Origin of the sequence: Streptomyces sp. 3MP-14, from assembly GCF_006334905.2 — a bacterium.
In the GTDB taxonomy this organism is placed as follows: Bacteria; Actinomycetota; Actinomycetes; order Streptomycetales; family Streptomycetaceae; genus Streptomyces; species Streptomyces triticirhizae.
In genome coordinates this window covers 293,628-314,241 of sequence record NZ_VDLZ02000006.1, presented here as the reverse complement: position 1 = coordinate 314,241, position 20,614 = coordinate 293,628, and the positions used below count along the sequence as shown (strand labels likewise).

Here is a 20,614-nt window from a genome sequence, read left to right as displayed (position 1 = left end):
CGCAGGACTCCCGGCCGTTGCCGCCGGACGTCCTACGTTGTACGTCCTAGGAAACCTAGAATCGGGTGGGCGCGGGGGTCAAGGGTCTGGACGTCCCATGTCCGATCTCCCGAGGACCCCGGTGGCAGAATGTGAACTCCAGGTCAAGAGCAGGTGATCATCGGGCCGTCACCGGGATCGGTGGGCGGGACCGCGAGCTAAGGAGGGGCTTGATGGCCCGCCGCATGATGTCCGACGAGGTGCAGGGCCAGATCAGGGAGCTGATCCTCACCCGCCGCCTGGCGCCCGGCGACCCGCTGCCCACCGAGAGCGAGTTGATGAGCCTCTTCGAGGTGAGCCGCAACTCGGTGCGGGAGGCGCTCAAGGCGCTCCAGGCGGTCAACATCGTCGATATCAGGCACGGGTTCGGAACGTATGTGGGCAGCCTCAGCCTGGATTCGTTCGTGGACGGGATGGTCTTCCGGGCCGCCGTCCGGCACCGCAGGGGCGAGGCCAGCCTGGCCGAACTGCTGGAGGTGCGCGAGGCGTTGGAGGCCGGCCTGATCGGCAGCGTGGCGGGCGACATCCCCGAGGAGGACCTGGGGCGGCTGCGCGAGCTGGTCGCCACGATGGAGCGGGAGGCGGACGAGACGGGGCGGATCAGCGCCGAGACGGACCGCGCGTTCCATCTGGCGCTCTACCGCTCGCTGGGGAACCACCTGTTGAGCGAGGTGCTGGACGCGTTCTGGGCCGCGTTCCACCGGGTCCGCGAGGACCTGCGGGAGGAGCGGCAGGACGCGCGGGTCACTCGCGAGCGGCACCAGGACATCCTCGCCGCGCTGGAGGCGGGCGACACGGCGCGCGCGGTGACCGCGATGCGCGACCACTTCGCCGGCATCCGGCAGGTGCTGCGGCGCAGCGCGGAGGGCGAACGGGAGTGACGGGCCCCGGAAGCGGGGGGCGGCCAGGGGTGCGGCGCGGGCGCGGCCAGGGGCGCGGAACGCCGGCAGGGCGCCCGGACGTGCGGCCGGGCGCGCGCGAACGGTCGCGCGCGCCCGGCGGGTTGGGCGTTCCGTTGTCGCTTCGCCGGGTCAGTGCAGCGGTGCCGGCACCGCCTCGTCGGCGTCCTGCTCGGTTCCGCCGCCCGCCTCCGGGGCGGCGGCCGGCGCCTGCGGTCGGCGGATGAGGAACGACAGCCCCGCCGCGACCAGCGCCAGCACGGCGCCGCACAGGAACGCGTCGTGGATGCCGGACGCCTGGGCCGCGATCGGCTCGGTGCCGCCCTCGACCGCCGACGTCGCGCTGCGCGTCATCACCGTGATGAACAGCGCCGTGCCGGCGGCGCCGGCCAGCTGTTGCAGCGTGTTGAGGATGGCGCTGCCGTGCGAGTACAGGTCGGCGGGGAGCGAGCCGAGCGAGGAGGTCATCAGCGGGGTCATCAGCAGCCCGAGCCCGGCGCTGAGCACCATGTGCACGGCGATGGCCAGCCCGGTGGGGCTGTCGGTCTCCAGCAGCTGCATCGCGGCCAGCGCGGCGGCGACGACAAACGCGCCCGGCACCACCAGCGGGCGCGGCCCCAGCCGGTCGTAGAGCCGCCCGGAGAGCGGGGCGATCAGGCCCATGACCAGGCCGCCGGGCAACAGGACCAGACCGGTCTCCAGGGTGCTCAGATCCTGCACGTTCTGAAGGAAGATCGGCAGCAGGATCAGCGTGCCGAACAGGGCGCCCATGGAGACCAGCAGCATCACCAGGCCGACGGTGAACGCGCGGTTGCGGAACGGGCGCAGGTCCAGCAGCGGCTGCCGGTCGCCGTCCTGCCGCTGGAGGTGCACCTGGCGGAGACTGAACGCGAGCAGCGCCAGGGCGCCGACCGCGATCGGCAGCGCGGGCGGCAGCGGGGTGTCGCCCTCGGCCGCCTCGCCGATGCTGCTCAGCCCGTAGACCAGCCCGCCGAAGGCGACGGCCGACAGCGCGATCGACACCAGGTCGAAGCGGACCTCGCTCGGGGTGGTGATGTTGCTGATCTTCAACGAGCCGACGACCAGCGCCACGACGGCGACCGGCAGCACGAAGAGGAACATCCACCGCCAGCTCAGCTCGGACAGGATCAGCCCGGAGAACGTCGGGCCGATGGCCGGCGCGACGGAGATCACGATGGAGATCAGCCCCATGATCGCGCCGCGTCGGGCGACCGGGACGAAGATCAGCACGGTGGTGATCAGCAGCGGGATCATCACGGCGGTGCCGGCGGCCTGCACGATCCGGCCGACGAGCAGCACGGGGAAGCCGGGGGCCACCGCCGCCAGCGCGGTGCCGGCGGTGAACAGCGTCATCGAGGCCAGGAAGACGGCGCGGGTGGTGAACCGCTTGAGGATCAGGCCCGTGGTGGGGATCACCACGGCCATGGTCAGCATGAAGGCGGTGGTCAGCCACTGGCCGGTGGCGGCGGAGATCTCCAGGTCCTCCATCAGGCGCGGCAGGGCCACACCCATGACGGTCTCGTTGAGGATCATCACGAAGGCGGCGGCCAGCAGCACGCCTATGACCAGCACCACGGTGCGGGGTATCGACTCCGCCGCCGGGTCGGCCGTGCTGGTCTCGGGTTGGGGCGGCTGGGTAACGGGTTCCATGGGGTCCTCGGGCAAACGGGAGCGACGGGGGCGACGGGATCTGGGCGGGCTGGGCTCGGGCTGACTACGCTGACGGGCGCGCCGGCGCGGACGGCGGCCGGGCAGGAAGAAAGCCGGGAAACGGCACAGAGCGCCCCCGGCCCGATCAGCTTACGTCCTCCTCGTCGGCGATCGTCAAACACTTTCGCACAGCATCGTGCGCGACTCCGTGCGCGCTCGTGCGCGGCTCCACGCGGGATCGTGCACGGTGCCGGCCGGGGGCGGGGTGCGCGCGCCGGCGCGCGCACCGGGTGGTGCACGGTGCCGGCGCGTGGCGGTGGCCGGTTCTCGACGCCCGGGGCGCCCGGGCGGTCGCCGGCGGCGGGGCGGTCGGCACACTGGTTGCCCCCGCGCACGGCGGGCGGCGGCGGGAGGCGGAAGGCGGAAGGCGTGTTCACACGGTCATGAGGTTCCAGCGGTCATGAGGTTCCAGGTTCTGGGCGCGGTGGCCATCCGGCGTGACGGGCGCGAGGAGCGGCTGTCGGGGCGCCTCGAACGCACCCTGCTCGCGCTGCTGTTGGCGCGCTCCGGCCGGCCCGTGCCGTGGGAGACGCTCGCCGAGGCGCTGTGGGGCGAGGGCTCGGACGCGCGCGGCCGGCAGCGGCTCCAGCTCCAGGTGCACCGGCTGCGCCGCCGGATCGGCGAGGACGACCGGCTGGCGTGGGAGCCGGCCGGCTACCGGCTGCGGCTGGCGGCCGGCGAGTTGGACGCGGAACGGTTCGAGGCCCTGGTCGGCGAGGGTCTCGCGGCGGCGGACGAGGACCCGGAGCGGGCGGTGGGCGCGCTGCGCGCCGCGCTGGCGCTGTGGCGGGGGGCGCCGTTCGCCGGCCTGGACCTGCCGGCCCTGGATGGCTGGGCCCACCGGCTGGCGGCCCGCCGGGTCGACGCGCTGGAGGCGCTGTACGCGGCCGAGTTGGCGCTCGGCCGCCACACGGCGGCGGCCGCCGAGCTGGCGCCTGTGGTGCGCGCGCACCCGCTGCGGGAGCGGCTGCATGTGCTGCTGATGACCGCGCTGTGGCGGGCGGGGCGGCCGGCGGAGGCGCTGGCCGCCTACCGCGCGGCGCGGGAGGCCCTGGCCGGCGAGCTGGGGCTCGAACCCGGCCCCGAGCTGCGGGAGTTGGAGCGGGCGGTGCTCGCCGGCGCCCGGCCGACGCCGGAACCGGCGGCGCCGGCCGGCCCGCCTCCCGTGGTGCCCGCGCAACTGCCGCTGAACGTGCGGGACTTCGTGGGCCGCGAGGGGGAACTGGCGCGGCTGGACGCCCTGCTGGCGCGGTCGCCGGGGGCCGTCGCCACGGTCACCGGCACGGCGGGCGTCGGGAAGACGGCGCTGGCGGTGCGCTGGGCGCACCGCAGCCGGGCGCGGTTCCCCGACGGCCAGCTCTATGTCGACCTGCGCGGCTACGGCCCCGGCCAACCCGTCGCGGCCCAGGACGCGTTGGCCGGTTTCCTGCGCGCGCTCGGCCCCGAGGGCGCGGTGGCGCCGGGGGGCATCGCCGAGCGCGCGGCCCGCTTCCGTTCCCTGGTCGCCGGGCGGCGGATGCTGATCGTGCTGGACAACGCGCACGCCGCCGAGCAGGTGCGGCCGCTGCTGCCCGGCGGCTCGACCTGCCTCACGGTGGTGACCAGCCGCGACGCCCTGGAGGGGCTGGGCGCGGAGGGTGGCGCTGGGGAGGCCGCCGGGCAGGTTGTGGAACGGGTGCGGCTGGAGCGGCTGCCGGCGGCGGACGCCGGGCGGCTGCTGCGGGAGCTGCTCGGGGAGCGGGTCGCGGACGAGCCGGCGGCGACCGGCGCGCTGGTGGACCGGTGCGCGCGGCTGCCGCTGGCGCTGCGGGTCGCCGCCGAGCTGATCAGGTCGCGCCCCGCCCTCACCGTCGCCGAGCTGACCGAGGAACTCGGCCGCGAACAGGGGGCGTTGGACCTGCTGGACCTCGACGGCGACCCGCACACCGCGATGCGGCCCGTGTTCTCCTGGTCCTACCGGCGGCTCGACCCCGCCACGGCCCGGGTCTTCCGGCTGCTCGGCCCGCACCCGGGCCCCGACCTCGACGCCGAGGGCGTCGCCGCCCTGGCCGGACTCCCGCCGTCCCGGGCCCGCGCGTGCCTGGCCGCGCTGCGGCGGGCGCATCTGGTGGACGAGACCGGCGAGGGCCGGTACCGGCTCCACGACCTGCTGCGGGAGTACGCCGCCGAGCGCGCCGCCGCCACCGAGCCGGCCGCCGAACGCGCCGCCGCGCTGGGCCGGCTGCGCCGCCACCTGCTGCATGGCGCCGCCACCGCGATGGACGTGTTCGCGCCCCACGACTACGCGCCGCGCCCGAAGGCACCGCCGCCGCCGGGGCCGCCGGTCACGTTCGCCGACCACGACGCGGCGCTGCGCTGGCTGCACGCCGAGCGCGCCAACCTGCTGGCGCTCACCCGAGATGCCGAGCCGGCGTTCGCGATCGCCGCGTCCGAGACGCTGCACCTCTATCTCCGGGTGGGCGGCTACTTCGACGAGGCGCTCGCCCTGCACGGCCGCGCCCTCGACGCGGCGACCGCCGCCGGCGACCGGCTGGCCGAGGCCAACGCCCGCCGCGCGCTGGGCACCACGATGAACCTCGCCGGCGGCGACCTCACGCGGGTCACCGACCACTTCCAACAGGCGCTGGCCGCCTACCGCGCCGCCGGCGAACCGGCGCTGGCCGCGCTGGTGCTGGGCGGCCTGGGCGGCGTCAGCCTGCGCCGGGGCGATCTGACCGGCGCGCTGGGCCAGTTCGAGGAGGCGCTGGACGGCGCGCGCGCCAACTGGCGGGCGCACTGCGCGGTGCTGGTCAACCTCGGCCGGACGCTGCGCACCCTGGGGCGGCTCGACGAGGCGCGGGCGCACCTGGAGCGGGTGCTGGAACTCCGCGCGCCGCACGGCGACCGCGCCGTCGAGGCCAACACGCACTGCGTGCTGGCCGATGTGCGCACCCGGCTGGGGCACGAGGAGGCGGCGTTCACCCACGCCCGGCGCGGGCTGGCCCTGGCCAGAGCGTCCGGCTACCGCCAGATCGAGGCGCACTGCCTGGTCAAGCTGGGCACGCTGCACCGGCTGCGCGGCGAGACGGAACGGGCGTTCGCGCTGCACGGGCGGGCCCTGGCGATCGCGCGGGCCGTGGGCGAGCCGGAGTTGACCGTCGAGACGCTCAACGCGCTGGGGCGCGGCCACACCGGCGCCGGCGCGCCGGAGCGGGCGCTGCCGCTGCACCGCGAAGCGCTGGCCCTGGCCGGCGAGGCGGGCGAGCGGATCGCGCTGGCGCACTCCCACGCGGCGGCGGCCGCCGCGCACGCCGGCGTCGGCGACCGGCCGGCGGCCCGCGCCCACTGGCGCGAGGCCCTGACCGGCTACGCCGCCGCCGGCCTCCCCGAGGCGGCCGAGGCCAGGGAGCGGCTGGCCGCGCTGGACGGGCCGGCGCCGGACGGTGACTGAGCGGGGCCGCCCTCAGGGTCGGTGCGGCTGCAACCGGGCCACGACCAGGTCGTCCCGCCCGGCGAACCGCTCCTCGATGTCCCGGAACTCGTCCTCGGGGAGCACGCTGCTCCCGGACGCCAGGAACTCCGGCAGCGGCTGGAGTTCGACCGAGGCGTTGTGCCGGGGGGTGAACGCCCACACCGGCCAACCGTCGTCGGCCGAAGGAGGATCGGGGGCGAACTCCCAGCCGAGCCCGGCCAGCCGAGTCCGTTCCGCCTCCTCGGCCCCGGGGCTCCCGAGCCCCTCGCCGGGCGGGTCGAGCACCAGGAAGGCGATCTCGTAGCCGTCGGCGCCGGTAGCGTTGGACGTCTCGACGGAGTACACCACCTCGGCCAGGCCGACCACTTCCTCCCGCGCCTCCCCGGAGACCGGCGTCGGCCCGTCGGTCGCCCACACGTACAGGACGACAAACGCCGCGAAGCCGACCACCAGCACCCCGACGCCGACGGCCATCCCCACCGCCACGCTCCGCCCCACCCGCACGGTCACCCGCCTGATCCCCCCTCGTCCCCGGTCGTCCCTCCACCGTCGGCGCCGCCCTCACCCGCAGCGAATTCCTCGGTCTCCGCCCACTCCCAGTACTCCTCGGCGAGTTCGTGGTGCCTGGCCGCGCCGTCCTCCCGCTCGTACATCAGCGGTGCTCTCTCTCGGGGGGCGCCGTCAAGCCAGGCCCGGGTGACATCCTCCCCGGCTCCCCCCGCGTAGGCGACATAAGCCTGCCTGTCGGTTATCGCGAGTTCCTCCTTGAGATGACTCAACTCCGCTGCGGCAAGACGAATGGCCCATTCGTCATCCATCGTGAGGAGAATGCGGGCATCCCGCTCGGAAACCTCGGCTCCGTAGTTGTCCCTCAACAGACGTTGGGCGACGTCGGGCCGCATCTGCGCGATCCCCACCGTCTGGTTTCTCCCCAGGTAGGGGCCGTTCGCCTCGAACGGCAGAAAGAGGAATCCGGGCCCGAGAACGCGATTCGCCCACCACGCGCGCCCCGACCCCTCCTTGATCAGGAGGGCGGTGAGTGTGACCTTGTCAACGCCATACTCCTCCGCCGCCTGTTCTATTGTTTCCTCGTGCTGCCGCAGGAAGGCGGATTCACGGGGCCAGGAACCGTCTCCCTCCATGCCCCCGGTGTCGTTCTCCTCCTCATTGGGTGGAGACTCTTCGCCAGTCCCCTCGTCGCCCAGATCGCCGTTGACCGGCCGAGCCGGGCCATCGTTGGCAGACCGCCCGATCAGGGGTGCGAGTGACGAGCCGCGCCGGACGGCCCCCTCCAGCCAGGTCCGGGTACGGAGACCGCTGTAGGCGGCGTCCTCGATCTCACCGGCGCAGACCCGGGCCGCCTCCCGCCGCAGTTCCAGCGCCTCCCGCGCCAGCAGTCTGGCCGACGTCAGCTCGACCTCCGCACTGTCCACGCGGTTCTGTGCCACTGCGCAGGCTGCCTGTGCTGCCGCCACCGCCCGATCGGACGCATCCAACTCCGCCTGCGACGGCGGGCACTCCGCGTCGCGCCGTTCCCGTAATCGCTCGGTCTCGGCACCCGCCCGCGTCGCCCAGTCCCGTGAGGAAGCCAACTCGGCCCGGGCCGTGGCGAGTGCGGCCTGGGCGGCGATCGCTCGGTCCAGTGCCCGATCGGCCATGCCCTGCGCGGTCTCCAGCCGTGGCCAGTATCCGGCCAGGGCACGCGCGACCAGTTCATAGGATGCCCCCAGCAGGGAGAGATCTTCAGGAACGGTCCCGAATTCGGCGCGGAAGGAATCCGCAGAACGGCCCGCCCATTCCACAACCGCCCGCTCTTCCGCCAGGTTTCGCACTTTCCCGCTCGCCTCCCCCACATCGTCGGCGAAGATTGTGAGTTCTTCTGCGAGTGTTCGGATCAGTTCCGGGTCGCCCGGCGTCGGGTCCCTTTCCATATCCACCGGGCTCCAGTCAGTCGATCGAGCCACGCCAAGTCCTCCCCACCATGGGCCAGCATCGATGCGGAACGACGGTAGCGTTCGACGAACGGCGTGAGCAATGGCGCCTTCGACCGCCATCCTTTCCATCTCAACCTCCATGTCCTGCCCAGGCGTATTTCCCGTGACAAGGGCCCAGCAACAAGACGGCATGGTTCACCGAACGCTGCCGCGGAAGCACCGTGCCCACTCGTTCAGGCGAGGCGGTCGCGGGCGGGCATCAGCCGATCGGTTGATGGCAGGTCGATCCCGTTGGGCGATGTCGCAGGTCACGGCGGTGCGGGAGGGTCGGGGCATGACCTTGGCCAGCGGGAGTGCGACGGTTCGTGGGGCCGTCGTCGAAGTGAGTGAACTGCGCAAGTCCTACGCGGGACGAAATGTCGTGGACGGCATCTCGTTCGCCGTCGAGGAGGGGGAGATCTTCGGCATCCTCGGCCCGAACGGGGCCGGGAAGACCACCACCGTCGAGTGTGTGGAGGGGCTGCGCGTCCCCGACGGGGGCCGGGTGCGGGTCGCGGGGCTGGACCCCGTCGCCGACCACGACGAGGTGACGCGGGTCCTCGGCGCGCAGCTCCAGGAGAGCGAACTCCAGGCCAAGCTCACCGTGCGGGAGGCCCTTGAGCTGTACTCCGCGCTCTATCCGCACCCGCTGGACTGGCGCCCGTTGGCCGAACGACTCGGCCTGACCGGCCGGTTGACGACCCGCTTCGGCCGGCTCTCCGGCGGGCAGAAGCAGCGGCTGTTCATCGCGCTCGCGCTGATCGGCAACCCGCGCGTCGTCGTCCTGGACGAGCTGACCACCGGCCTGGACCCGCGCGCCCGCCGCGACACCTGGGAGTTGATCGAGGACGTCCGCGCGGGCGGCGTCACCGTCCTCCTGGTCACGCACTTCATGGAGGAGGCGCAGCGGCTCTGCGACCGGATCGCGTTGATCGACAACGGCCGGGTCACCGCGCTGGACACGCCGCGCGGGCTGATCGCGCGGCTGGCGCGTTCGACGGTGATCTCGTTCACGCCGTCGGTGCCGCTGGACGACGAGGAGCTGTCCGCGCTGCCGGCGCTGGCCTCCGTCGAGCGGCGGGGCGAGCGGATCGTCCTCGGCGGGACGGACGAGACGGTCAACGCGGTGATCTCGCTGCTGGCCAGGCGTCGCATCACGGCGCACCAACTCCGGGTCAGCGACGCGACGTTGGACGACGCGTTCCTGGACCTGACCGGCACGCCCTGACCGGCACGCCCTGACCGGCGCGCCGTCACCGGCACGGCCCGAGGCCCGGCCGGACCGCCGCCGCACCACGCCACGCCACGCCACGCCCGCATCGACGCCCCACCCGGAGCCCCGAGATGAACGCATCCCCGACGTCCGCCACCACCGCACCCACCGCCCCCGCCACCGCCCGACGCGCCGCCCGCACCGCCGTGCTGCGGGCCGAGGCGCGGCTGTATCTGCGCGAGCCGGGCAGCCTGTTCTGGGTGTTGGCCTTCCCGCCGCTGCTGCTGGCGATCCTGGGCTGCATCCCGATGTTCCGCGAGGTCAGCGACGACCTCGACGGCCTGCGCCCCATCGACATCTATGTGCCGGTGACCGTGCTGATCGGCCTGATCGTCGTCGGCGCGCAGGCCATGCCGCCGGTGATCACCGGCTACCGCGAACGCGGCATCCTGCGCCGGATGTCGACGACGCCCGTCCGCCCCGCCGCGCTGCTCTCCGCGCAGATGGTGCTCAACGGCGTCGCCGGCCTGGTGTCGGCACTGCTGTCGGTGACGCTGGGCCGGGTGGTGTTCGACGTGGCGCTGCCGCGCCAGTTCCCCGCCTACCTCCTGGTGCTGCTGCTCGCCCTCGCCGCCTCGCTCTCGCTGGGCGCGCTGATCTCGGCCTGGGCCCGCACGGCGCGGAACGCCAGCGCGATCGGGACCGTGGTGTTCTTCCCGATGCTGTTCTGCACCGGCCTGTGGCTGCCCGTGCGGACGATGCCGGACGTGATGGCCCGGGTCGTCGAGGCGACCCCGTTCGGCGCCGCCGCCCGCGCTCTCGACCAGGCGGCGGTCGGCGACTGGCCCGCCTGGTCGCACCTGGGCGTGACGGCGGCGTGGACGGCGGTGCTGACGGCGGCGGCGGTCCGCTGGTTCCGCTGGGAGTAGGTCCGCCGTGGGAATCGGCCCCCGCCGGCCGTCGTGGGAACGGGCGGCGGTCGTGGAACGGTCCGCCGTGGCACGACCCGCCACGGAACGGTCCGCCGTGGCACGACCCGCCGTGGAATGGGACGAACCGGGCGGGCAGACTGGGGGGATGACGGCGGCCGGAGCGGAGATGGAGCGGCGCCGCGCGCTGTACCTGCGGTGGCATCCCTGCGGGCTGCTGGCCATCGCGCTGCCGCTGGTGCTGGTCGCCGGCGAACTGACGCCCGGCACGGGCGAACGGGTCGCCGCCGCCGGGCTGGTCGTCGCGGCGGTCGTCCTCCAGGTGTGGCGGGCTCGCGCGATCGCCGCCCACCCGGAGCCGAGCGCCGCCACGGTCGGCTACTTCGCCGCGCGCTGGGCGTTGGGCTTCGCCCTCACCTGGCTCAACCCGTTCTTCGCCTTCTACGCCGCCGCCGGCTACTTCGACGCCGCCGAGCTGCTGCCCCGCCGCTGGTGGCGGCTCGGGATGGTGGCCTGCTCCGTTCCCGTGGCTGGCTCGCAGGCCGGCGGGATGCCGTTCGGCTCGGCGGCGACCTGGCTGGCGTTCGCCGGGCTGCTGGTCGCCAACAACGCGATGCTGACGATCATCGTCCACTTCGCCGAGCACGAGGAGAAGCGGTCCCGCGTCCAGGCGGCCACCATCGCCGAGCTGGAGCGCACCAACGCGGCGCTCCAGCAGGCCCTGGCCGAGAACGCCGCCCTGCACGCCCAACTCCTCGTCCAGGCGCGGGAGGCGGGGATCGCGGACGAGCGCAGGCGGCTGGCCGCCGAGATCCACGACACCATCGCGCAGGGGCTGACCGGGATCATCGCCCAGCTCCGGGCCGTCGCCGAGCTGCCCGACCCGGCCTCGGCGCACGAGCATCTGGACCGGGCCGCCCGGCTGGCCCGCCACAGCCTGGGCGAGGCGCGGCGTTCGGTGCGCGACCTCGCGCCCGTGGGGCTGGCCCACGACGGGCTGCCGCAGGCGCTGCGGAAGACGGTCGCCGAGTGGGGCGAACGGACCGGGGTGCGGGCGGAGTTCGTGGTCACGGGCGCGGCGCAGCGGCTGCACGGGGAGGTCTCGGCGACGCTGCTGCGCATCGCCCAGGAGGCGCTGGCCAACGCGGCCAAGCACGCGGACGCCTCCCGGCTCGGCGTGACCCTCAGCTTCATGGACGGCGAGGTCACCCTGGACGTGCGCGACGACGGGCGGGGCTTCGACCCGTCCGAGCCGGCGGAGCGCACCGCCACCACCGGGTTCGGCCTGGACGGGATGCGGGCCCGCGCGGAGCGCATCGCGGGCGCGCTGACCGTGGAGTCCGAGCCGGGCGGCGGGACGGCGGTCTCGGCTCGCGTACCGTTGGTGGGCCATGAACGATGAGGCCGGTGCGCGATGAACGACGAGACGCCCGACGCCGCCGACGCCGGCGCCGACGCCCCGGGGCCGGTGATCTCGCTGCTGGTCGTCGACGACCATCCGGTGGTGCGGGACGGGCTGCGCGGGATGTTCGACTCGGCGCCCGGGTTCACGGTGGTCGGTGAGGCGGCCAACGGGGTGGAGGCGGTCGCGCTGGCCGTCGAACTCGACCCGGACGTGGTGCTGATGGATCTGCGGATGCCGGGCGGCGGCGGCGTTGCCGCCATCGCCGAGCTGGCCAGGCGCGGCGCCCGCGCCCGGGTGCTGGTGCTCACCACCTGGGACACCGACACCGACACGCTGCCCGCCATCGAGGCGGGCGCCACCGGCTATCTGTTGAAGGACGCGCCGCGCGAGGAGCTGTTCACGGCGGTGCGGGCGGCGGCGGACGGCCGCACGGTCCTCTCCCCCGCCGTCGCCTCCCGGCTGGTCTCGGCCGTCCGTTCGCCGGCGGGCGGGCCGCTCTCGGCGCGGGAACGCGAGGTGCTGGCGCTGGTCGCGCGCGGCACGTCCAACCGGGAGATCGCCAGGGAACTCTTCGTCAGCGAGGCCACGGTCAAGACGCATCTGACGCATGTCTACGCCAAGTTGGGCGTGAACGACCGCGCCGAGGCGGTGGCGCGGGCCTACGAGCGCGGCATCCTGGGCGGCCCCGGCCCGACCTGAGCCAGGGAACGCCTCTCAGCCGGCGGGAATGCGGGCGTGGAGGTCGTCGAGCAGGTTCAGCATCGCCATCCGGAAGACCTCGGCCCGGTGGTCGCCGAGGAACGAGGTGTGCCCGAACACCTCCAGCACCACCAGCCCGTGCATATGCCCCCAGGCGCTCAGCAGCAACGCGGTCGCGGGCGGCGGCAGTTCGCTCAGGGCGGCCAGGTGGCCGACGAACGCGGGCGAGAGCGCGGGCGTCTCGGCCGCCGCCAGCCGCTCGGGCGGGAACCCGGCGAACAGCTCGCGCTCGAAGATCGCGTTCATCCGCCGGACGGCCCGCGTCGTCGGCCCGTCGGCGGGCGCGGCATAGTGCCGCAGCGGCGTCCCGTAGAGGAGTTGGAACCGTTCGGGGTGGGCGACGGCCCAGCGGCGGTAGCCCTCGGCCGCGACGACCAGGCCCGGCAGGGGCGGGTCGTCGGCCGCCGTGTCGACGGCGGTGCGCACGGCGTCGGCCAGGTCGTCGTAGGTCCTGGCGATCAGCTCGGTGACCAGGGCGTCCCGGCTCGGGAAGTAGTGGTAGAGCGCCTGCACCGTCATCCCGAGGTCGCGCGCGACGGCGCGCAGGGAGAGGGCGGCCGGCCCGTGCTCGGTGATGTGCCGCTCGGCGGCGTCGAGTATCTCCCGGCTGGCGACGGCCCGGCGCCGCTCGCGCAGCGTGGGCACGGACGCCCCGCGCCGCTCCCCGGACTCTGCGGACTCTGCGGACATGCGGACATGCGGACATGCGGACATGCGGACATGCGGCGACCCTACGGTTCGCGTCCCCGCCCGAACACCCCTGAACGGCAGTCCGTCAGAAAATTCTCACACTGCCAAACTTCCCTGCGCCCCGTTAACGTCGTGCCCTGGCGCGCCCCGGAGCGCGCTCCGACACACCCCTCCCTTCCTTCCGCCGGGCGGGCAGCCCGGGGGCCGCCCCGCGCTGCCCACGGCCCGGTCAACTCATCCCTTTCTGATCGCCTTTGATCCCCTTCGGATCGCCGCCGATCCCCTCAGGCAGAAGGAGACCCCGCGTGTTTGACCGCATAGCCGAGTTGGCGATTCGTCGCACCCGGCTGGTACTGATCGTCGCCACCCTGGCCGTGGCCCTGCTCGGCGCCCTGGGTGCCGGCGCGTTCGGGAAGTTGGTGACGGGCGGCCTCGACGACCCGTCCTCCGACTCCTCCCGGGCGGGGCGGGTCATCGAGGAGCGGTTCGGCGGCGAGACCAACCTGGTCCTGCTGGTCGGGGCCGACGGCGGCCTGGACAGCCCGGCCGCCGAGCGGGCCGGCCGGGCGCTGAGCGCGGCCCTCGCCGAGGAGCCGAACCTGGCGAACGTCGTCTCCTACTGGGACACCCGCGGCCCGGCGCTCCGCTCGGAGGACGGCGAACAGGCCCTGATCCTCGCGCATGTGCGCGGCGAGGGCGCCGAACGGGAGGAGAACCTGCGGGAGATCACCGGCGGGATCGTGGCGGACCACGCCGGCGAGGGCGGCCTCACCGTCCAGGCCGGCGGGGGCGGCGCGGTGGGCCGGGACATGGCGGAGCAGCTGGGCCGCGACCTGCTGCTGGCGGAGGCGATCGCCGTTCCGCTGACGCTGGTGCTGCTGCTGTTCGTCTTCGGCGGGGTGGTCGCCGCGTTGCTGCCGCTGGTCGTCGGCGTTGTGGCGATCGCCGGCACCTTCGCCGCGCTGTCCGTGCTGGGCGGCGTCACCGACGTCTCCGTCTTCGCGACCAACCTGACCACGGCGCTCGGGCTCGGACTCGGCATCGACTACGCCCTGTTGATGGTGAGCCGGTTCCGCGAGCAGCTCGCGGCCGGCGCATCCGTGGCGGACGCCGTGCGGCACACGGTGCGCACGGCGGGGCGCACGGTCGCGTTCTCGGCGGCGACGGTCGCTGCGGCGCTCGCCGCGCTGCTGGTGTTCCCGCAGTACTTCCTCCGCTCGTTCGGCTACGCTGGCATCGGCGTCGTCGCGGTCGCGGCGGCCGGCACCCTGCTGGTGCTGCCCGCGCTGCTGGTGCTCCTGGGGCACCGGGTCAACGCCGGCCGCCTGCCGTGGGCCCGCGCCGCCCGGAGGCCCCGGGCGGTCGACGCCTCCGGCTGGGGGCGGCTGGCGCGCCTCGTGATGCGGCGGCCGGCGCGCACCGCGCTGCCGGTGCTGGCGGTGCTGCTGCTGGCGGCGAGCCCGCTGCTGGGCATCGCCTTCGGCACGGCCGACGAACGGGTGCTGCCCGAGGACGCCGAGAGCCGCCGGGTCGCCGCCGCGCTCCAGGAGAACTTCGCCGGCAACGACGACACCGCGCTGCGTGTCGTCATCGACGAGCCGGTGCCGCCGGCCGCGTTGGAGGCGTACGCGGTCGAACTGTCCGCGCTGAACGGCGTGGTGCGCGTCGAGACCGGCGCGGGAACGTACGCGGACGGCCGCTCGGCGCCAACGGGCCCCGGCAGCCCGGGCCTTGGCCGGCCCGAGGCGCAACGCCTCACCGTGGTGAGCGCGTTGACGCCGAAGTCCGACGAGGCGCAGCGCCTGGTCCACGCGGCGCGCGCCCTGGCGCCGCCCGCCGACACCGAACCGCTGGTGGGCGGGGTCGACGCCGAACTCGTCGACTCCAACGCCGCCGTCGGCGGCTGGCTCCCGCTCGCCGCGACCCTGGTCGTCCTCACCACCTTCGTGCTGCTGTTTCTGTTCACCGGCAGCGTGGTCCAGCCGCTGCGGGCGCTGCTCCTCAACCTGCTCAGCCTGGGCGCGGCACTGGGCGTCGTGACCTGGATGTACCAGGAGGGGAACCTGGCCGGGCTGTTCGGCTTCACGGCGCAGCCGATGGACACCGCGATGGTGGTGCTGATGTTCTGCGTCGCGTTCGGGCTGTCGATGGACTACGAGGTGTTCGTGACCAGCCGCATCAAGGAGCTGCACGACGCGGGCGAGGACAACCGCTCCGCCGTGGTGGGCGGCCTCGGGCACACCGGGCGGATCGTCAGCGCGGCGGCCCTGGTGCTGGCGGTCAGCTTCTTCGCGTTCGGAACGTCGCGGATCAGCTTCATGCAGATGTTCGGGATCGGCACCGGCCTGGCGATCCTCGTCGACGCCGTCGCGATCCGGGGCGTGTTGGTGCCGGCCGCGATGCGGCTGCTCGGCCGCCACGCCTGGTACGCGCCGCGCGCGCTGCGCGGACTGCACGGCAGGTTCGGGCTGCGGGAGGGCGGCCCCGAGGCGGCGGCGGCAGCGGAGGCGCCGAAGGCGACGGGCCGGGTCTGAGGGCGCGGCGGCCCGCCGGGGGCGCCGCCCGGCGGGCCGTTACGCTGGGGTGACGAACCGTCCCGTCAGCGTGCCGAGTTGACCCCTCGCCGCGTCGCCGACCGTCATCGCCGACCGCCGCCCGTCACCGCAACCGTCACCGCCGACCGTCACCGCCGACCGCCAGGAGGGGCCCGTGCGCGCACTGGTCGTCTCGCAGACGTCCCGCCGCGCCTTCCGGAACCTGGTGGACGCACTCAACGCGGCCACCGGGCCGCTGCTGATCGTGGTGGAGCCCGGGTACTACCGGATGCCGGCCTGCCGCATCTGGGGCCAGGTGCGCATCGAGGCCAGGGACGCCCTGGGCAGCGTGACGATCGACTGCGGCGGCGATCCCAACGTCCGGGTGGAGAACGGCGGTTCGGTGGCCCTGCGCCGGTTGACGCTGCGCAACTTCCACGAGCAGGCCCCGGCCGTCGAGGTCGTGGGCGGGGAGCTGGCGGTGGAGGAGTGCGTCCTCTCCAGCATCTCCGGCACCGCCGTCTCGGCCGGCGGGGCGCAGCTGTTCCTGCGCCGCAGCCAAGTCACGGGCGGCGGCGTCGCGTGCTCCGACGCGGTGGGCGTCGTCGAGTCGTGCACGGTGGCCGACACCACCGGCAACGCCCTGGACCTCTACGGGGGCAGCCGTTTCACGCTCGCGGATGTCACGGTCCGCCAGGCCGGCGCCATCGGAATCCGGGTGACCAACGGCTCCGACGCGCGGATCGAACGCTGCCGGGTCGAGGAGGCCGCCTCGTCCGGCGTGGTGATCGACGGCCGGGCCACCGCCGCCCTCCTCGGCACCCAGGTCAGGGCCTCGGGCGAGGCCGGGGTGATCGTGCGGGACCGGGCGGTCGTGGTCATGGCGGACACCACGGTCTCCGACGCGGGGAACGTCGGCGTCTGGACCACGGCCGGCGGCCAACTCACCGCCCGGCGCGTCCTGGTGGAGCGGGCGCAGGGCCCCTCCGGGTTCCATGTCACCGAGAAGGGGACGGCGACGCTGGAGAACGGCTGCGTGGCCGCGTCGAAGGAGTGCGGGATCGTCGCGGAGGGCGGGGCGAGGGTCACCGTCGCCCACACGGACGTCGTCCGGCCCGGCGGCGACGGGATCGCGCTGTTCGGCGCCGAGGCGACGCTGCGGGACACCCGGGTGCGCGGCGGGGCCCACGGGGTGCTGCTGGAGGCGGAGTCCACGCTGACCGCCACCCGGCTGTCCGTCGCGGAACCGCGCGAGGCGGCGGTCGGCGTGACCGGCTCCTCGTCCGCACGGCTGGACGAGTGCGCGCTGCGCGGTGCGACCGAGGGCCCGGGGCTCGGCGTGCTCCGGGCGGGAAGCTGCTCGTTCACCGGCGGCTCCGTCGGCGACGCCGGCCTCCAAGGCGCGTTCGTCGCCGACGCCGGCTCCTCGCTGACGCTCACCGACGCGCGGCTCACCGGCAACGGCGCGGGCGGCGTCGCCTGCCTGGACGGGACCGAACTCGCCCTGCTCGACTGCGTGATCACCGACAACGGGGGCCCCGGGATCTCCGCCACGGTCAACTCCACGGTGACCGTCGAGCGGACCACCTCGCGGGACAACGCCGCCGAGGACGTGCTGGACCTCCCGGCGCAGGACCCGGACCCGGACCGGGACCGGTACCGGGACTGGGACTGGGACCCGGACGAGGAGCAGGCCCCGGGGCCGGACGGCGCCCCGGCGGGCGCGACCGCCCCGGCGGCGGACGCGGCCGACGCCACGCCCCCGCCCCACGCCGGCTCCGCGCCCGGCGCGCGGCCGCCCGCCGCGCGCCCGCAGGCGCGGGACGGGCAACGGGCCGACGAGCGGGCGCTGTTGGCCGAGCTGGACGCGATGGTCGGCCTGGCCGAGGTCAAGCAGGAGATCCACAAGCTGGTGGCGTTCCTGCGGATCGCCGAGCAGCGGCGGCGGGCCGGGCTGCCCGAGGGGCCGCCCATCGGCCGGCACGTGGTGTTCTCCGGCGCGCCCGGCACCGGCAAGACCACCGTCGCCCGGCTCTACGGGAGGCTGCTCGCCGAGCTGGGCGCGGTCTCCTCCGGCCACTTCGTGGAGGTCTCCCGGGCGGAGCTGGTCGGCGTCGGGCTGGGCGAGACCACGCAGAAGACCCGCGCGGCGTTCCAACGGGCGCGCGGCGGCGTGCTGTTCGTCGACGAGGCGTACGCCCTCTCCCGCCAGTTCGGCGTGGGCACGGACTTCGGGCAGGAGGCCATCGACGCGCTGGTCAAGCTGATGGAGGACCACCGCGACGAGGTGGTCGTGGTGTTCGCCGGCTACTCGGCCGAGATGCGCACGTTCCTCGACGCCAACCCGGGCCTGCGCTCCCGCGTCTCCCGGACGATCGAGTTCCCCGACTACGGCCCCACCGAACTGGTCGAGATCTTCCGGCGCACCGCCGACCGCTACGGCCTCCGGGTCCCCGAGGCCACCGGCGAGGCGCTGCTGGCCCACTTCCGGGGGGTGCGGCGCACCGAGCGGTTCGGCAACGGGCGGGAGGCGCGACGGATCTTCGAGGCGGCGCTGGAACAGCAGGCGCTGCGGCTGGCCGAGCTGGCGGCGCCGTCCGCCGAGGAGTTGACGGAGCTGCTGCCGGCCGACCTCGACGGCGTCCTCGACCGTGGCCTGGGCCTGCGGCACGGCGAGGACGGCGACGGCGCCCAGGTGGACGCGCTGCTGGAGCGGCTGGACGGCATGGTCGGGCTGGCGCGGGTCAAGCACCGGGTGCGCGACGTCTTCGACCTGCTGGCCACCGAGCGGCGCCGCCGGCGGGAGGGCCTGAGCAGCGAACCGTTTGCCGGGCATCTGATCTTCTCGGGACCGCCCGGCACCGGCAAGACCACCGTCGCCCGCCTCTACGGTCAACTCCTTGCCGCTACCGGGCTGTTGGCGCGCGGCCAGCTGGTGGAGGTCTCCCGGGCCGACCTGGTGGGCCGGCACGTCGGGCACACGGAGGCGCGGACCAACGAGGCGTTCGAACGGGCGCGGGGCGGCGTGCTGTTCCTCGACGAGGCGTACGCGCTGGCGCGCACGGACCAGGAGTGGGACTTCGGCAGGGAGGCGATCGACACCCTCGTCAAGCTGATGGAGGACCACCGCGACGAGGTCGTGGTGATCGCCGCCGGCTACACCGCCGAGATGCGCGCGTTCCTGGCGGCCAACCCGGGGCTGGCCTCCCGCTTCTCCGACACCGTGGAGTTCCCGCCGTACGGCCACGACGAGTTGGTCACCATCCTGACCCGGCACGCCGCCGAGGCGGGGTTCACGCTTGGGCCCACGACCCTCGCCGCCGTCCGCGCGCATGTCGAGGCGCACGCCGGGACCTTCGCGCGGGGCAACGCGCGGGAGATCCGCAAGCTGCTGGAGACGATGCGCCTCGCCCAGGCCCGCCGCATCGCCGCCCGCGAACGCGCGGCCGACCCGGTCCCGGCCGCAGCCCTCGCGGAACTCCTCCCCGAGGACGTCCCGCCGGGGGCGTGACCCCCCAGACCCCCGTGACCCCCGTGACCGCGCCCGGCGCCCCGCCGGGCGGCGAACGCTCCGCCACCCGGCCACCCGGCCTCCCCGGCGTCAACTCCAGTCAACGACCATCCGGTTGAGCGGCGTGTCCAGCACGAAGCGCCCCGGCCCCGGCTCGGGCGCCGCCGCGTCGAGGGGTAGCAGCTCGAAGCCGGCCTCCCGGCCCCGCCAGTCGCGGTCCCAGGCCCGCATCGCCTCGACCACGCGGTCGACCAGGCTCTCAGCCCCGGGACCGTGGCCGACGACGCCGAACTCCCACAGCTTCCCGCCGTCCTCCGTCGTCCGCTCCGACAGCCGTCGGGCGAGGTAGGCGAGCGCGCCCCCGTCGAACGCCGCCGAGGAGGAGGGGTAGGGGTCATCGGCGAGGAGGCCGCCCTTGGCGGCGAGCGGGAAGAGCATCCGGTTGAGGCCGGACGGCAGCGCGCAGGCGAGCCACAGCTCCATCCACTCCGGCGACTCCATCGCCCGGTAGCACACGCCCGTCCAGGCGACGGTGCGCGGCGCGGCCAGCACGTCGGACAGCGCCTCGGCGTCCACGGGCTGGCCCGCGCCGACCGGCAGCCGCACCGAACCGTCGGCGGTCAGCGGAACGACCCGACGCGGGTCGCCGGCGGTCTCGCCGCGCAGCGGAACGAACGTGTTCATCGCGCTGCCCACCGAACGCCACCGCCCCTCCGCACCCCCCGCTCCCTCCGACTGCTCCGACCGCTCCGACCGTTCGAAGGCGACGGAACGGCAGACGCTGCCCGCCAGCCGCAGCGGCACGAGGAGGCGCCCGCCGGGCGCGAGTTGGTCGAGCCAGGCGCGCGGCACGCCGTGCGCGCCGACGGTGGCCACGATCCGGTCGTAGGGCGCCCCCGAGGCGTGGCCGAACGCACCGTCGCCCGGCACCACCTCGACGTTCCTGATGCCGGCCGCCGCCAGATGGGCGCGGGCCCCGGTCACCAGGTCGCCGTCCATCTCGACGGTGGTGACATGCCCGTCGTCGCCGACGAGGGTGGCGAGCAGCGCCGCGTTGTAGCCGCTGCCGGCGCCCAGCTCCAGGACCCGGTCGGCGGGCCGCGCCTGGAGCTGCTCCAACATCTGGGCGACCACGCTGGGTTGGGAGGCGCAGGAGATCGAGGTGCCGTCGGCCTGGTGCTTGATGTGCACCGGGGCGTTGATATACGCGTCGGCGAGCGACGCGCCGGGCACGAACAGGTGCCGGGGAACGGCCCGCATCGCGGCCTCGACGGCGGGGGTGCGGACGGTGGTGAGCTGGTCGACGAGGGCGTCACGGAGCACGGCGGCGGAGGCCGCCGGCGGGGCGAGGGTGTCGTGGTTCATCACCCCCGACGCTATCGGCCCCCGGCCCCCGCTGACGATCATGGCGCGGAGCGCGTGGCGCGCCTCGGACGGGCGGGCACCGGCCAGCCGACGGGCGAGGGAAGCCTCCGTTCGA

The 20,614-nt window shown here is 74.7% G+C and carries 12 protein-coding genes and 1 pseudogene; 8 read left to right on the top strand and 5 right to left on the bottom strand.

The window, feature by feature from the left end:
• Positions 1-212 precede the first annotated feature (212 nt).
• Entirely contained in the window at positions 213-920 is a 708-nt protein-coding gene (locus tag FH609_RS12230) for a FadR/GntR family transcriptional regulator (RefSeq protein WP_139667152.1), read from the top strand.
• Positions 921-1,070: 150 nt separating this feature from the next.
• Here FH609_RS12230 and FH609_RS12225 read toward each other — a convergent pair whose 3' ends face one another.
• Positions 1,071-2,609 carry an MDR family MFS transporter gene (locus FH609_RS12225; protein ID WP_139667153.1) on the bottom strand — a complete coding sequence of 513 codons (1,539 nt, stop codon included), beginning with the start codon at positions 2,607-2,609 and terminating at the stop codon, positions 1,071-1,073.
• Between the two features lie 460 nt (positions 2,610-3,069).
• Here FH609_RS12225 and FH609_RS12220 point away from each other — a divergent pair, with 460 nt between their 5' ends.
• Positions 3,070-6,099 (top strand): AfsR/SARP family transcriptional regulator, encoded by a 3,030-nt coding sequence (locus tag FH609_RS12220; protein ID WP_139667154.1) that lies wholly within the window; start codon positions 3,070-3,072, stop codon positions 6,097-6,099.
• A 12-nt stretch (positions 6,100-6,111) separates the two neighbouring features.
• Here the strand turns inward: FH609_RS12220 and FH609_RS12215 are convergent, their stop codons facing one another.
• Both FH609_RS12215 and FH609_RS12210 read right to left on the bottom strand, forming a co-directional pair.
• A complete protein-coding gene (locus FH609_RS12215) occupies positions 6,112-6,630 on the bottom strand; it encodes a hypothetical protein (protein ID WP_139667155.1) in 519 nt (172 codons plus the stop codon).
• Positions 6,627-8,084: a putative T7SS-secreted protein gene (locus FH609_RS12210; protein WP_139667156.1), complete on the bottom strand. Its 1,458-nt coding sequence runs from the start codon at positions 8,082-8,084 to the stop codon at positions 6,627-6,629. The genes FH609_RS12215 and FH609_RS12210 overlap by 4 nt, the downstream gene beginning before the upstream one ends.
• A gap of 304 nt (positions 8,085-8,388) precedes the next feature.
• On the opposite strand from FH609_RS12210, the gene FH609_RS12205 reads away from it, so the two are divergent.
• The 4 genes from FH609_RS12205 to FH609_RS12190 all read left to right on the top strand — a co-directional run bounded on the left by FH609_RS12205 (position 8,389) and on the right by FH609_RS12190 (position 12,339).
• Positions 8,389-9,321 (top strand): ABC transporter ATP-binding protein, encoded by a 933-nt coding sequence (locus FH609_RS12205; RefSeq protein WP_139667370.1) that lies wholly within the window; start codon positions 8,389-8,391, stop codon positions 9,319-9,321.
• Positions 9,322-9,437: 116 nt separating this feature from the next.
• Positions 9,438-10,235: an ABC transporter permease gene (locus FH609_RS12200; protein WP_139667157.1), complete on the top strand. Its 798-nt coding sequence runs from the start codon at positions 9,438-9,440 to the stop codon at positions 10,233-10,235.
• A 148-nt stretch (positions 10,236-10,383) separates the two neighbouring features.
• The gene (locus FH609_RS12195; RefSeq protein WP_139667158.1) at positions 10,384-11,637 is read left to right on the top strand and encodes a sensor histidine kinase; all 1,254 of its coding nucleotides are present in this window, start codon (positions 10,384-10,386) and stop codon (positions 11,635-11,637) included.
• Between the two features lie 12 nt (positions 11,638-11,649).
• Positions 11,650-12,339 (top strand): response regulator, encoded by a 690-nt coding sequence (locus FH609_RS12190; RefSeq protein ID WP_139667159.1) that lies wholly within the window; start codon positions 11,650-11,652, stop codon positions 12,337-12,339.
• Between the two features lie 15 nt (positions 12,340-12,354).
• On the opposite strand, the gene FH609_RS12185 is transcribed toward FH609_RS12190, so the two are convergent.
• Positions 12,355-13,089, bottom strand: coding sequence for a TetR/AcrR family transcriptional regulator (locus FH609_RS12185; protein ID WP_139667160.1), 735 nt, complete (start codon positions 13,087-13,089; stop codon positions 12,355-12,357).
• Positions 13,090-13,394: 305 nt separating this feature from the next.
• On the opposite strand from FH609_RS12185, the gene FH609_RS12180 reads away from it, so the two are divergent.
• Together FH609_RS12180 and FH609_RS12175 are read left to right on the top strand one after the other, a co-directional pair.
• On the top strand, positions 13,395-15,623 hold the full coding sequence (locus FH609_RS12180) for an MMPL family transporter (protein WP_139667161.1): 2,229 nt from the start codon (positions 13,395-13,397) through the stop codon (positions 15,621-15,623).
• 175 nt (positions 15,624-15,798) lie between these two features.
• Positions 15,799-19,134 carry a right-handed parallel beta-helix repeat-containing protein gene (locus FH609_RS12175; protein WP_139667162.1) on the top strand — a complete coding sequence of 1,112 codons (3,336 nt, stop codon included), beginning with the start codon at positions 15,799-15,801 and terminating at the stop codon, positions 19,132-19,134.
• 90 nt (positions 19,135-19,224) lie between these two features.
• Here the strand turns inward: FH609_RS12175 and fxlM are convergent.
• Positions 19,225-20,499: pseudogene (gene fxlM, locus FH609_RS12170) on the bottom strand (methyltransferase, FxLD system); the annotation flags it as partial.
• Positions 20,500-20,614 lie beyond the last annotated feature (115 nt).

Coding starts and splice junctions, on each gene's coding strand:
- FH609_RS12230 (WP_139667152.1), top strand. CDS start 213: ATGGCCCGCCGCATGATGTCCGACGAGGTGCAGGGCCAGATCAGGGAG.
- FH609_RS12205 (WP_139667370.1), top strand. CDS start 8,389: ATGACCTTGGCCAGCGGGAGTGCGACGGTTCGTGGGGCCGTCGTCGAA.
- FH609_RS12220 (WP_139667154.1), top strand. CDS start 3,070: ATGAGGTTCCAGGTTCTGGGCGCGGTGGCCATCCGGCGTGACGGGCGC.
- FH609_RS12225 (WP_139667153.1), bottom strand. CDS start 2,609: ATGGAACCCGTTACCCAGCCGCCCCAACCCGAGACCAGCACGGCCGAC.
- FH609_RS12185 (WP_139667160.1), bottom strand. CDS start 13,089: ATGTCCGCAGAGTCCGCAGAGTCCGGGGAGCGGCGCGGGGCGTCCGTG.
- FH609_RS12195 (WP_139667158.1), top strand. CDS start 10,384: ATGACGGCGGCCGGAGCGGAGATGGAGCGGCGCCGCGCGCTGTACCTG.
- FH609_RS12200 (WP_139667157.1), top strand. CDS start 9,438: ATGAACGCATCCCCGACGTCCGCCACCACCGCACCCACCGCCCCCGCC.
- FH609_RS12190 (WP_139667159.1), top strand. CDS start 11,650: ATGAACGACGAGACGCCCGACGCCGCCGACGCCGGCGCCGACGCCCCG.